We start from the raw sequence: 15,170 nt of genomic DNA on the forward strand, positions 1-15,170 counted from the left end.
TCATGACTTCACGACTCAGCAGTTTATTGAGCCTTATATTTCCCATCACATCGCTGCTTTTTCTTAATTCAGGACCGCACGCTGTTACAGACGCGTTGCTGTGGACGTTGCCTTTCTGGTTGGTATTGGCTGTTGATTGGTTAAGTCCGTCAATGAAAACCCTGTCTGTAAAAAACAGTCCGCAAGGGTTTTATAATGGCCTGCTTTACGGACTGGCTTTACTTCAGTTTATAAACATTGCCGTGATGATCAAATTTGTCAGCGAGCTAGCCTGGCTTACACCCCAGGACATCGTGAGCAGTCTCATCAACCTGTTGGTCGTCCGCTTTCTGGTAGGAACATCCTCTTGCTGCTCCGGCATTATTGTTGCCCATGAGCTGATTCATCGGGGCCGCCCCGTGCAGCGCTTGCTAGGTCGCCTGTTGCTGATGAGTGTTTGTTATGATCATTTTGCGGTTGCGCACAAACGCGGGCATCACAGTCATATCGGAACGCCGCACGATATCACTACGGCGCAACGTCATGAGAGTTTCAAAACTTACTGGCGCCGTGTTGCCAAAGAGCACTTTCTCTACGCCTGGCGCTGCGAAAAGCGAAGGCTGGATAAAAATAGCCGGGGGTTTTTACGTAATACGGTTTCAAACACGGTATTGCAAGGCCTGTTAATCGAATTGGCAGTCGTTGGATTCATCTATGCTGAGTTTGGCCTTTTGTGCGCAGCAATGTTTTTGTATCAGGCTTACTCGGCAATTCGGATGCTGGAGGCCGTCAACTACTTTCAGCATTGGGGATTAACCGAAGAAGAATCACATGATGCGATTGCCTGGGTCAGTGATAGCTGGTTTTCTAATCTGCTGTTGTTAGGCTTGCCGTGTCACATTTGCCATCATCAGAATGCGACCGTGCAATTTCAGGATCTGGTGTATTACGACCAAGGCCCAAAAATGCCTTACGGTTACTTTGTAACCAATCTTTGGGTGCGGCTGAGCAATGCCTCGTTCAGACAAAATGCAGCGCTGCAATTGGAAAGTTATTCGCGCAGGGGGGACTAGTCAGTTTATCAAGTCGGTTTTATTGTTGCATTTGCCAACGTTCATATCGGATTTTCAGGCACAGGGTTTTTGAAAAAATCCTTAATTACTCTTTTCAAACTGAAAAATCGTTCGACTTTGTTTAAACTGCTCAACGTGCTTATCCCTAACCGCATTGAACCCTTCCTGGGTACTTGACGTCTTCATTTATGTTGCTGTCAGGAGGAATTTGCCCTGAATGAGAAGTGACGCCGGCTATCAATAAACGGCGTCTTTTAGTAAGATAACGAAAAATTTCTCTTTGATACAGGATTAGCTTAACAATGAAAAAATCAATATTCGGATTGGCTTTCGGCGTTTTGGCGCTCTCAGGCATTCAAATGACTGCACAGGCAGCGGTAAACCTTGAAGAAGGAAAAGTGGCGTTTGATACTTGCCGTGGCTGTCACAGTTCACCGGGATACAGCAACGCTTATCCTACCTTTTATGTGCCTAAAGTGGGCGGTCAACGCGCCGCTTATATTGCTTCTGCTTTACAAGCCTATAAGGAACAGAAGCGTCCACACGGTACTATGAAAGCTAATGCTAATGGCCTGACGGATAAAACCATAGAAAACATTGCAGCCTATCTTGAGGCCTCAAAAGCCAGTCCTAGCGCCAGTCCGGCTGATGGCGACGCAGTCAAAGGCAAGGAACTGGCCCAAACGTGTTTGGGTTGTCATGCTGAAGGACCCGATGCCGGTCCTGCAATTCCCCGCTTAGCGGGCCAATATGGTAACTATTTGGTCAAGGCGATGAAGGAATACCAAAGCGGTAAACGCAATAATGCGTTGATGCAGTCAATGGTAAAAGATTTATCCGATAATGATTTAACGGATTTATCGGCTTATTTTGCCAGTTTGAAAGGCCTGGTTACGGCTGAATAAGATTTTATTTGTAATTATTCAGTGTAGGTTTGGCAGCATGCTTTTTGCAGCCCAACAATTAACGCCATGATCTTGAAATGTTGGGTTGGTTATTGCCAACCGCAACCTACACGGTGCATCACCTTTGTTTGGTTGCTCCTCTGAAAAGTTTAAAATTACATACCTCTGAAGTGACAGGTTTCGGCTTGTCACTCTTGAATCTCCCCCTGTTTTATCTCTTTGAGACATTTTTAAATCACACTGTTTGATCCAAGCCCCTGTGTGTTGTTTAGTTCTGGTGCGAATCGGGGTTGTTTTTCCCCGGTTTGGTGCGATTTGGCCTATATCCATGACCATACTTTGCTGTCATTCTTCCTTTGAGATATCAATACGTGGCGAATGGCGGGCTGTTAAAGAAAGGAGAAGGGGATTATCAGGTTTAGGATGATTCTGGCATAAGCATTGCTTAGACTATATTAAATTTGTTAACAATTTGATTTAAGGCGAATGTCTTTGGGGCTTGGCGTCCTGTTTAAGTGATTACTTAGGCAGGGCGCCTTTTTTTTGCTTAAAGCTTCTATTCCAGTGATTGCAGTCAGGGTTGGTCTTGGTCTTGCTCTGGCGTAGAATCAACAGCTGGATCCGGTTTTTCAGATTCTTCGTCAAGCTCATCCGAATCCGGAAAGCTGGTCGATAAATCGCCGCTGGTCTTGAAAATGTCCTCATGTATCACTTTGCCTCGGCTATCCACGGTCAAATCGATATCGATATATTCATCAGGCCCTACTGTTTTAGTACTCTCTATTTTGTATTTGAGATAGTTGTTTACCAGTACTTCTTCAATTTTCCGGATATCTTCCGGAGAAAGGCGTTCGAGTACCGTTTTTTTGACAGTATCGGGTAATTCTTCAAATTCCATTTCAATGCTTTCTTCGGCAATTACGGGAAATGCCGGGATGGAAAGCAGCAAGCACAACGAAAGAAAAATATATTTCATGATGGGTTTACTGATCATTTTTGAGTGGTTGATTGGGTAAATCTTTACTATATATTTCCGGCTTCACTTAATTTTAACAGGTGTAATCAGTGATGCTTGTTATCGCTGATCGCAGCGGCCAATGCCTGTAAAAATTTATCGGAATCTTTCAGTTGAATATCGCGCTGAGGGTATGGGATTTCAATGCCTTCTTGCCGGAAAAGATCATCTATTTCAAAAAAAAGGTCACTCATGACAAAATTGACTTTTTCCACGTCAAACAAGAATGCCCGGAGTTCCAAATTTAACGCGCTTTCGCCATAACCTCTAAAGAGTACATTCGGTTCGGGGTATTTCTGAATTTCAGGGTGCTTGGATGCCGTTTTTAGCAAAATCGCTTTCACTTTTTGAGTGTCCGTTCCATAGGCAATCTGAACAGGAAGCACCAGTCGTCCGGTTTGATTGGCGTGTGTCCAGTTCATCAGCGGCCGCGAGATCAGCTCTGAATTAGGAATAAACAGTGTGGCCCGGTCCGAAGTTTCAATTTCCGTGGCGCGTACATTTATTTTTTTGATGTGCCCTTTTTGGTCTCCGACGACCACCCAGTCACCCACTTTGACCGGGCGCTCTATAAGCAGAATCAAACCGGAAACGAAATTATTGACGACATTCTGAAGACCGAAACCAATACCTACCGACAGTGCGCCTGCAATCATCGCCAGGTTACTCAAATCGAGCCCCAGTGTAGAGATGGCTGCCATAAACGCCATGATAAAACCGACATAGCCCAATGCCGCGCGAATTGAATGTTGAATGCCCTTGTCAATCCGCGTGCGCGGCAAAATACGATTTTCCAGGGTACGTTGAGTCACGCGGGTGAGGAGCAATGTGCCGGCAAATAGAAAAATAGCCAGAAAAATATTGGAGATGGAAATGGTGACATCGCCTATTTTGAATCCCAGAAAGGCTTTGTAACCCCATTCCATCATGTCCTGACTATCGACACCCCAGATGATCAGCGCACCGATGATGCCGATAAAGAACATGATAAAGCTGAAGACTACTTTTACCCAGAATTCCAATATTTCTTTACCGTCCAGGTCCAGGTCCAGGCTGGTTTGAATGTTGGAGCCGGTTTGACTGTCCGGATCCAGTAATTCCTCAATCAATTCCATTCCCAGTGTTTTTAATGTGCTCAATAAAATATAAAGACCTGCCGTCAGAACAATTTGAGCGGCTAACAATCTGGACATCGCAACATAACCGGCGAGGGCGGTAACCGGAATGGCTAATACCAGCAAGGCCATAATGACTCTCAAGCGTTGCCACAGTTTTAGCGGTGGTTCGTTTCTAAAATTATGCTGAGTGTCCGGTTGCCAGATGTTTTTACGGATTACCAATGCAAACAGAAAACCGCTGATAAGTACGCCGGCCAAAAATTTGCGAATGACATTAAATTCAAGTGAAGTTTTTTCCAGCGAAAAGTAATTATCGATAATCAAATCCGCTCCGAACAAAATACTCAGACCGATGATGATCTTGTGAACATACGCAGCATTATCGGTACTGATCGGGGTTAACCGCCAATGCTGGTCGTCGGGTGCCAACATCGAACGGCTGATACCGGTAACCAAAAAGATCATGACCAGGACTGATAAAACGGTTTTGACCATAGGTGCAGGAAAATAGGAGGTCAATGACGCCGATTGTACCAAGATAAACAGACCTATGGCGATGGTCATCGGATACAGGGTCCGTACGATCGCCAGAACCAAGCCGGCTCTTAATTTTTCGTGGTAAGAGGGGTCTGGAAGAGCTGCAACCCTGCCGTATCGTTTACGTAGCCAATTGCCTATGACGCTCATTAATATCAGGACAGGAATCAGCGAAATAAACAGATAGGCCAAGCTTGATTTGAGCCGGCTAATAAAGGTTTCATCGGCTAGAAACTGTTGATATTTGCTGATCTGAAGTTCATATTTTTCTAATGCATCAGCACCGGCTTTAAGCCAGGCTTGACCGGATAGCGGAGATAAGCTTCTGGAAAATATCTCTTTGGTAAAGCGGTTAAGCCTGATGGCCGATAAGCGTTCAATCAGATTGTCAGCGTTTATCTGAATCAGCTCCGTTTCTTTAACCTGACCGGTGGTTTCTGAAAGTGAGGCATTCAGTACCTGTCTTTTTCTGGCGATGGCTTTGGATTCTTTCAGGATGCCTTCTGCAGGCGGTGGTCCCAATTCTGTTAACTGGGTTTGGTAGGCTTTTTGTTGTTCAGACAAGTCTGTTTTGGTGGTTTGCAACTTCTTTTGCAGGTCCAAAAGCTGGGTACGCAGGGCAGATAAGCGGTCATCGCTCAATTTTGCATCGCTCAGCTCTTTTTCCACTTGATTCAGTTCATTGTTCCACTGCTGTGACAATTCATAAAAATTAAGCGGCTGGGAATTTTGCGCCAGCGTCGATGAACTGATCAAAACAATCAAAATGAAAAGAAAAGAAGAGCAGTGTTTAAGCATGCAATGGGTCCGGTCGGTCAACTATTAGGGGCACACATGTATTTATTTTTGATAACTACTCACCCGCTTGGAATTGAGGGTGTAGGTGCTTGATTGAAAAGGCTTCTGCTACCGGGACGTATTCATGCGTCTTTTGAAATCAAGCACCTACACCGAATAAAATGGGAGGGATGAACAGATATTATTTTTGATTGCCAAGGATACAGCAATTCAGCGTTTTTATGCGGCTGTAAAAAGACAATTGGATTTAGTCGAAAACATAATGAACTTGCGTTTAAAATCTTCAGGACAGGTTAGGTGATTTATTGCGACGAACTGTCGCTGAAAAGGTTCACCAACGTTTTTTAGGGCTTACTTTTGATGGCAAAAACCCCCACCTTCTGGAAACCAGGCGTTTTTTCGATCAGATAGAAGTATAAGCCGCATCTTACTGGTACAAAATCATGATTACACAATACAAACTTGAAATTTATAAGCGTTATAACGGTGATCTGGATGGCTGGTGTTTGTTGGGAGGTGATAGGGAAAAGACCCTAATGAACGACCATGACTGGTTTGAAATACAGGAGCTCGTTCAGAAAGTGACATTGCTAAAACAGGGGGTGGTTTCTCAGGCGTTTGCTCAGCTAATTAATCAAGCTATTCAAATTCAAACCGATAATGAGGAAACAGCAAATCTTTTGAAGGAATTGGCTGAGCAGTCAGTTTCATAAGTTTAAACAGGTTTTCAAGCCATGCCCGAGGCTTTTTCAGCTGGTTAAACACAGAAAATGCTCTGATCAACCTTATGCCAGTTAACGATCACACACATGATTTTCTTCTCCATCGCTCATTTCCGAGATCAGCGAGGGCAGCATGGCCGTTACTTGTTCGCCGCATTTTTTCATTTCTTCCATGGCCGGACTGACCGCGATTTCTTTGCCGAACGTAATGGCTTTTTGTTGAGCCGCATCGCGTTCTCCCCCTGAACAAAGCGCTTTTATTTCAACGTCCAGGGCCTTGGCTTGCTGGCCGATTTTTTTCATTTCCGCTTTATCCGTTTTTTGAATACACGATTGCATGGCTTTGAGCTGTTGTTTCATTTGTTCGAATTTTGCAGGGTCGATATTTTGAGCAAAAACGGTTACTGGCAGCAGCAGGACAAGCAAGGTGGATATTTTGAACATAGTGGCTTCCTTTTTAACGTGGGCGAGTGAATATCGGTGTTTAATACTAATTCATATGTTCAAGAGTGAACAGGGATCATCCAAGAAACACCTTCATTTATTTACCACTGCTTAATTCTTTTGTTTTCCGGTTAAAATAGCTCAATTTCATTTTATTCAGCGACAGATAGTTATGGAAAAAACATACGATCCGCATTCAATCGAACAACATTGGTACGCTATTTGGGAAGAGCAAAATCATTTTGCGCCCAGCGAAGAAGGTGAATCCTATTGCATCATGATTCCGCCGCCCAATGTCACCGGTAGTTTGCACATGGGCCATGCTTTTCAGGATACGATCATGGATGCATTGACGCGCTATCACCGGATGCGCGGCTTCAGTACCTTATGGCAAGCCGGAACGGATCATGCCGGTATTGCTACGCAAATGGTCGTTGAACGGTTGATTAATACGGAAAATAAAACCCGGCATGATTACGGAAGAGAAAAGTTTGTCGAAAAAATTTGGGAATGGAAAGCGCAGTCCGGCGGTACCATCACTCAGCAATTACGGCGCATGGGCTCTTCTCTGGATTGGTCCAGGGAACGGTTTACCATGGATGATGGGATGTCCGAGGCGGTGGGTGAAGTTTTTATCAGGCTCTACGAAGAAGGCCTGATTTACCGGGGTAAACGTCTGGTCAATTGGGACCCGGTTTTACATTCGGCGGTTTCCGATCTGGAAGTGCTGTCCGAAGAGGAAAACGGCTCCATGTGGCATATGCGTTACCCTTTATCGAATGGTACGGGGTATTTGATCGTTGCGACAACGCGACCGGAGACTCTTCTGGGTGATGCGGCGGTGGCGATTCATCCTAATGATGAGCGCTATAAACATCTGCTGGGTGAATATGTCGAATTGCCGTTAACAGGTCGTAAAATCCCGGTGATTGCCGATGAGTATGTGGATCCTGAATTCGGTACCGGTTGCGTCAAAATTACCCCTGCGCATGATTTTAATGATTATGAAGTCTGGACGCGGCATAGAAACACCTCGGCTATTCAGGCATTACCGCATGGCGGCTTGATCAATATTTTTACAGCCGATGCGTGTATCAGAAATAACAAGGGCGATGAAGATTTTTTAATCCCTCACAAATACATGGGGATGGATCGTTTTGAGGCGAGAAGGGAAATCGTCTCCGATCTGGAAGCACAGGGTTTGCTGGAAAAAATTGTTGACCATAAATTAATGGTTCCGCGTGGCGATCGAACCAGTGCCGTGATTGAACCGTTTTTAACTGATCAGTGGTATGTCAAAGTGGCGCCTCTTGCCAAGCCGGCTATCGAAGCGGTAGAAAACGGCGATATCAAGTTTGTGCCGGATAACTGGAAAAACACTTATTTTGACTGGATGCGCAATATTCAGGATTGGTGTATTTCAAGGCAGATCTGGTGGGGACACCGCATTCCCGCCTGGTACGATGATAAAGGCAATATTTATGTGGGCCGTTCAGAGCGAGCCATACGCGAACAACATAAGCTGCCGGATGATTATTCTTTAAAGCAGGACGAGGATGTGCTGGATACCTGGTTCTCATCAGCATTGTGGCCATTTTCAACATTAGGCTGGCCGGAACAAACACCGGAATTGGGCAAACATTATCCGACCAGCGTTTTGGTAACCGGTTTCGATATCATCTTTTTCTGGGTGGCCCGGATGATTATGATGGGCCTTAAATTTCAGGGGCAGGTGCCTTTCAGGGAAGTGTATATACATGGCCTGGTGCGGGATGCGGAAGGGCAGAAAATGTCCAAATCCAAAGGCAATGTGCTGGACCCTATCGATCTGATCGACGGTATCGATCTGGAAGCGCTGGTTGAAAAGCGTATTTCCGGAATGATGCAGCCGCATTTGGCCAAGAAAATAGAAACGGTTACCCGTAAACAATTTCCAGACGGTATTCCGTCTTATGGGACCGATGCCTTGCGTTTCACGTTTGCTTCTCTGGCCTCAACCGGGCGCGATATCCGCTTTGATTTGGCGCGTACCGAAGGATATCGCAATTTCTGTAACAAACTCTGGAATGCCGCCCGTTATGTGTTGATGAATACGGAAGAACAGGATAATGGCTTATCCGGTCTTCCTTGTGAATACACTCAAGTCGATCGCTGGATAATGTCCCGTTTACAGCAGCAAATTGCTGTTACACGGCAGGCGATCGATAATTACCGCTTCGATTTGGCCGCGCAGGCACTTTACGATTTTACCTGGAACGAATATTGTGACTGGTATCTGGAATTGGCCAAGATCTCGCTGCAGTCTGAAAATGAAGCCGTTCAACGCGGAACAAGGCAGACTTTGGTGTCGGTTCTGGAGACCGTTTTACGGTTGGCTCATCCCATCATGCCTTTTATTACTGAGGAAATATGGCAGCGCGTTGCGCCGTTAGCGGGGATTAATGGTCCTACCATCATGCGTCAATCCTATCCTGAGACCGATGCATCCCTTATTGATACGGCAGCCATTGCTGAAATTGAATGGGTGATGGCATTTATTCTCGGCGTACGCAGAATCCGCGGCGAAATGAATATCGCACCAGGAAAGCCGTTGCCGGTTTTGATTCAAAACGGCACGGCTACCGATCAGGCGATGCTGGAAAACAGTCAGGCTTATTTGAAAAAATTAGGCAGACTTGAGGCTATCACCTGGCTCGGTTTAGATGAAATTGCTCCCGAATCGGCAATTGCACTGGTGGGCGAGATGAAGATTTTAATTCCGATGGCGGGCCTGATCGATAAACAGGCGGAACTGACCCGGCTGGATAAGGAGATTCAGCGCATCAGTAAAGAGTTGCCCCGCATTGAAGGCAAGTTGAACAATCCCAGCTTTGTGGATAAGGCTCCGGCTGACGTCATCGTCAAAGAAAAAAACAAGCTGTCCGATTTACAGTCTACACTTAGAAGTCTCGAAGAGCAGGTGCTAAAAATAAAGGCCCTTTAAAGATGGCTTACAGGTAAAACCGGAGTATCTAGTGACAAACTGGTGTGTGAGCGTACCGTCTCCATGCCTTTTTGTCATGAACCTTCAACGAAGGCTGCCGTTGGCCTTGATGTTAAATGAACAAAGCGAGTTATGGTGACCAATAATCCTGACCAACAGCTGGGTGGTCTTTCGAGATGTTTGATTCAGGCCGGCTTGGTTTCTGAGGCGGAAATGTTGGCTCATATACAGGCAGCCAAAAAAGCAAAAATCTCGTTAATTAACTACCTGGTTTCCAATAAGGTTGTAAGCAGCAAAGCTATCTCAGAGCGTGCTTCAGTTGAATTCGGCTTGCCGCAATTCGATCTTAGCGCTATTGATGTCAAAAGTTTGCCGGTAGCCTTGGTTACCGAAAAGCTGATCAGGAAGCATCATGCGCTGCCTTTGCTTAAGCGGGGAAACCGGCTGTTTCTGGCCATATCTGACGCCAGCAATTTTCAGGCTCAAGATGAAATAAAATTCCATACCCGGCTGAATATTGACACCATTCTGGTTGAAGAAGACAAGCTGGGCAAGGCGATAGATTCAGCATTGGAAGCTGCCGAAACGATGATGACGGATCTGCTGGATTCGGATTTGGATAATCTGGAGATAACCGGTGGTGATCAGGATAATTTAAAGGATGATTCCGGACCGGAAGTGGATGATGGTCCGATTGTTCGTTTTGTGAATAAAATTCTGCTGGATGCGATTAAAAAAGGCGTTTCGGATATCCATCTTGAACCGTATGAAAAATCTTTTCGTATCCGGTACCGCGGCGATGGCATGTTGTATGAAGTAGCCAGCCCCCCTTCAAATATTTCCAATCGTATTATTTCCAGATTAAAGGTAATGGCCAGAATGGACATTGCCGAGCGGCGTATTCCTCAGGATGGTCGTATTAAGATGGCGTTATCCAAAACGCGCGCCATTGATTTCCGGGTCAATACCTGCCCAACGTTGTTTGGTGAAAAGGTGGTATTGCGGATTCTGGATCCAACCAGCGCCCAGCTCGGTATAGAAAAATTGGGTTTCGAGCCCATACAACAACAACGATTTTTGGAAGCCATTCACAGACCATACGGAATGGTGCTGGTTACAGGACCTACCGGAAGCGGTAAAACCGTTACGCTTTATACCGGCTTGAATATTTTGAACAGTGTCGAACGGAATATTTCGACAGCAGAGGATCCGGTTGAAATCACGGTTCCGGGCATTAATCAGGTGAATGTTAATCCTAAAGCGGGATTAACCTTTGCTACAGCGTTAAGAGCTTTTTTGCGGCAAGATCCCGATATCATTATGGTGGGCGAAATTCGAGACCTGGAAACAGCGGAAATTGCTGTTAAAGCCGCTCAAACAGGGCATTTGGTGTTATCCACACTGCATACGAACGATGCGCCGCAAACCCTGAACCGCCTCGTTCAAATGGGGATACCCCCGTTTAATATTGTCTCGGCGGTAAACTTGATTATGGCGCAACGTTTGGCCCGGCGCTTGTGTGAAAACTGCAAGGCCCGCGTTAATCTTCCCGAAGTGGCGCTTTTATCGGCCGGCTTTTTGGAAGATGAAGTTAAAGACCTCAAATTGTATGGACCTGTCGGCTGTGAGCTTTGCACCGCAGGCTATAAAGGCCGGGTGGGTATCTATCAGGTGATGCCAATCAGTGAAGGTATGCGTAAATTAATTTTAGAAGGCGGCAACACGCTGGAACTGGCGATTCAGGCTAAAGCGGAAGGCTTTAACGATTTGCGCAGGTCCGGTTTGGAAAAAGTCAAGCAAGGCGTTACCAGTCTTGAAGAAGTCGATCGAGTGACGAAGGAATAACGATGGCAGAAGCTAAAGCGACAGAACAAGTTGATTTTATTTGGGATGGTAAAGACAAAAATGGCATGCGGACCAAAGGCGAAATTGCTGCCAAATCCGAAACCGTTGCTCGTTCAGATCTGCGCCAAATGGGTATCCGTGTCATTAGTATCAAGAAAAAGCCCAAGCCTCTATTCGGTGTAAAAGTCCAAAAGATCACGCCCGGTGACATCGCCATTTTCAGTCGTCAGTTGGCAACCATGCTAGAGGCCGGTGTGCCTTTGGTTCAGTCATTTGACATTATTGGCAAGGGTCATGAAAACGCCAGCATGCAGCACTTGTTATTGAGCATTAAAGCGGATATTGAGGGCGGCAGCACGCTGGCAGAGGCGTTAAAGAAAAATCCTGTTTATTTTGATGAATTATTCTGTAATCTTGTTGAGGCGGGGGAACATGCCGGTGTTCTGGAAACCTTGCTGGATAAAATAGCCACCTATAAAGAAAAAACAGAATCGCTCAAGAAAAAAATCAAGAAAGCGCTGACTTACCCTATTGCGGTGCTGGTGGTTGCGTTTGTTGTAACCGCTATTCTATTGATTTTTGTTGTTCCGGTGTTTGAAGAACTATTTCAAGGATTCGGGGCTGATTTACCGGCTTTCACAAGAATGGTTATCGATCTGTCTGAATGGATGCAGGCTTGGTGGTGGGTTATCGTCGCTGCGGTATTCGGTTGTGTTTATACCTTTGGCTACTTTAAAAAGCGTTCCCGGAAATTTAATCACGCTTTGGATAGGACTTTGCTGAAAATTCCAGTGGTCGGTTTGATCCTGAACAAATCAGCCGTTGCTCGTTTTGCCAGAACCTTATCGACCATGTCGGCGGCAGGGGTGCCCTTGGTAGAGGCCCTGGAATCGGTGGCGGGCTCTTGCGGTAACATCATCTATGCCGATGCCGTACTCAAAATGCGTGAAGAAGTATCGACCGGTCAACGGCTTCAGTATGCAATGCAGCAAACCGCGCTGTTTCCTCATATGGTTGTGCAAATGGTGGCAATCGGAGAGGAGTCCGGATCTATCGATACGATGCTGACAAAAGTGGCGGATTTTTTTGAAGAGGAAGTGGATAACCTGGTCGATAATTTAAGCAGTTTGATGGAGCCAATTATCATGTCGGTATTAGGCGTTTTAGTGGGCGGTTTAATAGTGGCGATGTATTTGCCTATTTTCAAAATGGGCGCCGCGGTCGGTTAAGCGTTCTACCCTGGATGACATCATGATGCCGTTTGTCGATACTATTGCAATCAATTCCACGCATTTAATCGCAGTAGTGGCATTGGTTGGTTTGCTGGTAGGCAGCTTTTTAAACGTGGTCATCTACCGCCTGCCCATTATGATGAAGAGGGATTGGCGAAATGAATGTGCCGAATTTCTGAGCCTGCCCGCTGAACGATCAGAAGAGAATGCTGATTTCAATCTTGTTTTCCCTTTATCCCGCTGTCCTCACTGCAGTACGCCCATCAAGCCCTATCAGAATATTCCGGTGATCAGTTATCTGGTAATGAAAGGTCGCTGCGCGCATTGCCATGAGCCAATTTCTCTACGTTATCCCTTGGTTGAAGCGTTGACCGGCTTATGTTCAGCGTTGATTGCCTGGCGTTTCGGTTATTCGCCGGAAATGGGTGCCGCCTTATTCATGACCTGGGCTTTGATCGCGCTCAGTGCCATTGATCTGGATCATCAACTGTTGCCGGACTCGATTACGTTACCTTTGTTATGGTCCGGTTTGTTTTTAAGCCTGTTTCATGTCTTTGCCGATAGCCAGTCCAGTATCATTGGGGCGATTGCCGGTTACCTGTGCCTCTGGTTTGTTTATCATGGCTTTAAGCTGCTAACCGGCAAAGAGGGTATGGGCTTCGGGGATTTTAAATTACTGGCCGCATTCGGTGCCTGGCTGGGTTGGCAGTATTTGACCATGATCATTCTTCTCTCGTCGGTTACCGGAGCGCTAATCGGAATGGCCATGATCATTTTTGTCAGGCACGACAAGAACATTCCCATTCCGTTCGGTCCTTATCTGGCGATCGCAGGTTGGATAGCCTTACTCTGGGGCGATAAGATCAATCTGTTTTACCTCAACGCTACCGGATTGTAACTGAATGCTGAGAATCGGTTTAACGGGTGGAATTGGTTCAGGCAAGACGACGGTCGCCTCACTCTTTGCAGAACAAGGCATTCCCATCATTGATGCGGATGAACTGGCCAAAGCGCTCGTCGAGCCGGGTCAGCCTGCATTGGCTAAGATTTCGCAAGCTTTTGGCGAAGCCATGATTGATGCTAAAGGGAGTCTGGACCGGGAAGCCTTGAGAAATCTTGTCTTTGCAGATGATGAGCAAAAGAAAAAACTGGAAGCCATTCTCCATCCTTTGGTGCGTGACCGCATAGTATCGACGGTAGAAGAGCTGACAGGGCCTTATTGTATTATTTGTGTGCCGTTGTTGTTTGAATCGGGCATGAATGATTTGGTCGATAGGGTCCTGGTGGTAGATTGTCCGGTAAGTTTGCAAATAGAGCGGGTGAAACAACGTAATCAACTGAGTGAGCCGGTTATCCTTGCAATTATTGCCGCTCAGCTTTCCCGTGAATCACGCAATGTCAGGGCAGATGAACTCATTGATAATACCTGCGACAATTCTCAACTTGCAGAACAAGTCAAAAAACTGCACAATTTATATCTTTCGCTAAGCCTGAAGCAGGATAACGTTGTCAGTGAATACCGATATAGTGTATGAGTTTCCTCTCAATGAACGGATTCGAATTTTCATCCGGCTTGAATTACTGTTTAATCAGCTCAGTCACTTTCTTGAGGGTAATACCGAATTTGATAGACGAGCAGCCATCGATTCAATGCTTGATATTCTTACTATTTTTAGCCGTAATGACCTTAAGTCGGAAATTCTTAAAGAATTAGACCGTCACGGCAAAGTGCTGAACCAACTGGCTAACACCGAGGGTGTAGACACTGAAAAACTGATTGATATTCTGGCTGAATTAAATCAGATCAGTAAAAGTCTTTATGCCGACAACGGCAAGATTGGCATTAAAGTGATGGAAAGCGATTTATTTCAAAGTATTTCGCAGCGCAGTTCGATACCAGGCGGTACCTGCTCCTTTGATTTGCCCGCGTTTCATTATTGGCTGGAGCAGGATGAAGAAGTCCAGTCCATGGCCCTGGATCAGTGGACAAAACCCTTTGCCGATATCCGCAAGGCGATCGATTTAATAATGGGCTTTATTCGCCAGAGCACACGGCCTGTGGCAAAAATGGCCTCCGCAGGCTTTTTTCAGTTGCCGTTGGACAAGAGTCTGCCCTTACAATTATTGCGTATCAATGTAGCGCGTGATATTCCTTGTTTTGCGGAGATCAGTGGCGGAAAACACCGCTTTACGATTCGATTTATGGTGCCGTCTATTGATGGATCCAGGCCAACTCAAACGCCCGATAACATCCCTTTTCTGTTAACCTGCTGCCAGTTCTGAATGGATAACACGGATAAACCTTTAACGGTCAAGTGTCCGCAGTGCAAACGTCCCGTGCCATGGACTCAAGAACAGCTCTTCAAGCCTTTCTGCAGCGAGCGCTGCAAGCTGATAGATTTAGGTGAATGGGCCGCCGAGGAAAAAAGGATTCCCGGGGAGCCTGTATATGATGAGAACGAACTCGAAGATACTTTTTACCATTGATTTTTGGTAACTACTCGCCCGCTTTGAATTAT

Annotated in this window: 13 protein-coding genes; 10 read left to right on the forward strand and 3 right to left on the reverse strand. The window is 45.9% G+C overall.

Features of this window, described 5'->3' with window-relative positions; all coding sequences use genetic code 11:
• Nucleotides 1-2 precede the first annotated feature (2 nt).
• Both GO003_RS08075 and GO003_RS08080 read left to right on the forward strand, forming a co-directional pair.
• Nucleotides 3-1,052: a fatty acid desaturase gene (locus GO003_RS08075; protein ID WP_159653520.1), complete on the forward strand. Its 1,050-nt coding sequence runs from the start codon at nt 3-5 to the stop codon at nt 1,050-1,052.
• Nucleotides 1,053-1,354: 302 nt separating this feature from the next.
• On the forward strand, nt 1,355-1,957 hold the full coding sequence (locus GO003_RS08080; RefSeq protein ID WP_159653518.1) for a c-type cytochrome: 603 nt from the start codon (nt 1,355-1,357) through the stop codon (nt 1,955-1,957).
• A 574-nt stretch (nt 1,958-2,531) separates the two neighbouring features.
• Here the strand turns inward: GO003_RS08080 and GO003_RS08085 are convergent.
• Nucleotides 2,532-2,933 carry a hypothetical protein gene (locus GO003_RS08085; protein ID WP_159653516.1) on the reverse strand — a complete coding sequence of 134 codons (402 nt, stop codon included), beginning with the start codon at nt 2,931-2,933 and terminating at the stop codon, nt 2,532-2,534.
• A gap of 86 nt (nt 2,934-3,019) precedes the next feature.
• Nucleotides 3,020-5,425 (reverse strand): DUF3772 domain-containing protein, encoded by a 2,406-nt coding sequence (locus GO003_RS08090; RefSeq protein WP_159653514.1) that lies wholly within the window; start codon nt 5,423-5,425, stop codon nt 3,020-3,022.
• A gap of 443 nt (nt 5,426-5,868) precedes the next feature.
• Between GO003_RS08090 and GO003_RS08095 the strand changes: the two genes are divergently transcribed.
• Nucleotides 5,869-6,138 carry a hypothetical protein gene (locus tag GO003_RS08095; protein WP_159653512.1) on the forward strand — a complete coding sequence of 90 codons (270 nt, stop codon included), beginning with the start codon at nt 5,869-5,871 and terminating at the stop codon, nt 6,136-6,138.
• Between the two features lie 81 nt (nt 6,139-6,219).
• Here the strand turns inward: GO003_RS08095 and GO003_RS08100 are convergent, their stop codons facing one another.
• Nucleotides 6,220-6,591: a hypothetical protein gene (locus GO003_RS08100; RefSeq protein WP_159653510.1), complete on the reverse strand. Its 372-nt coding sequence runs from the start codon at nt 6,589-6,591 to the stop codon at nt 6,220-6,222.
• A 172-nt stretch (nt 6,592-6,763) separates the two neighbouring features.
• Here GO003_RS08100 and GO003_RS08105 point away from each other — a divergent pair, with 172 nt between their 5' ends.
• The 7 genes from GO003_RS08105 (at nt 6,764) to yacG (ending at nt 15,138) form a co-directional block, all read left to right on the forward strand.
• The gene (locus tag GO003_RS08105; protein ID WP_159653508.1) at nt 6,764-9,574 is read left to right on the forward strand and encodes a valine--tRNA ligase; all 2,811 of its coding nucleotides are present in this window, start codon (nt 6,764-6,766) and stop codon (nt 9,572-9,574) included.
• 132 nt (nt 9,575-9,706) lie between these two features.
• Nucleotides 9,707-11,419, forward strand: a complete 1,713-nt coding sequence (pilB, locus tag GO003_RS08110) for a type IV-A pilus assembly ATPase PilB (RefSeq protein WP_159653506.1) — start codon at nt 9,707-9,709, stop codon at nt 11,417-11,419.
• Between the two features lie 2 nt (nt 11,420-11,421).
• Nucleotides 11,422-12,648, forward strand: coding sequence for a type II secretion system F family protein (locus GO003_RS08115; RefSeq protein ID WP_159653504.1), 1,227 nt, complete (start codon nt 11,422-11,424; stop codon nt 12,646-12,648).
• Between the two features lie 22 nt (nt 12,649-12,670).
• Entirely contained in the window at nt 12,671-13,549 is an 879-nt protein-coding gene (locus GO003_RS08120) for a prepilin peptidase (protein WP_331001628.1), read from the forward strand.
• 4 nt (nt 13,550-13,553) lie between these two features.
• Nucleotides 13,554-14,186, forward strand: a complete 633-nt coding sequence (coaE, locus tag GO003_RS08125; RefSeq protein WP_159653502.1) for a dephospho-CoA kinase — start codon at nt 13,554-13,556, stop codon at nt 14,184-14,186.
• Nucleotides 14,164-14,934, forward strand: a complete 771-nt coding sequence (gene zapD / locus GO003_RS08130) for a cell division protein ZapD (protein ID WP_159653500.1) — start codon at nt 14,164-14,166, stop codon at nt 14,932-14,934. The genes coaE and zapD overlap by 23 nt, the downstream gene beginning before the upstream one ends.
• A complete protein-coding gene (gene yacG / locus GO003_RS08135) occupies nt 14,935-15,138 on the forward strand; it encodes a DNA gyrase inhibitor YacG (RefSeq protein WP_159653498.1) in 204 nt (67 codons plus the stop codon).
• Nucleotides 15,139-15,170: the final 32 nt, after the last annotated feature.

The organism is Methylicorpusculum oleiharenae (assembly GCF_009828925.2).
GTDB classification, from domain to species: domain Bacteria; phylum Pseudomonadota; class Gammaproteobacteria; order Methylococcales; family Methylomonadaceae; genus Methylicorpusculum; species Methylicorpusculum oleiharenae.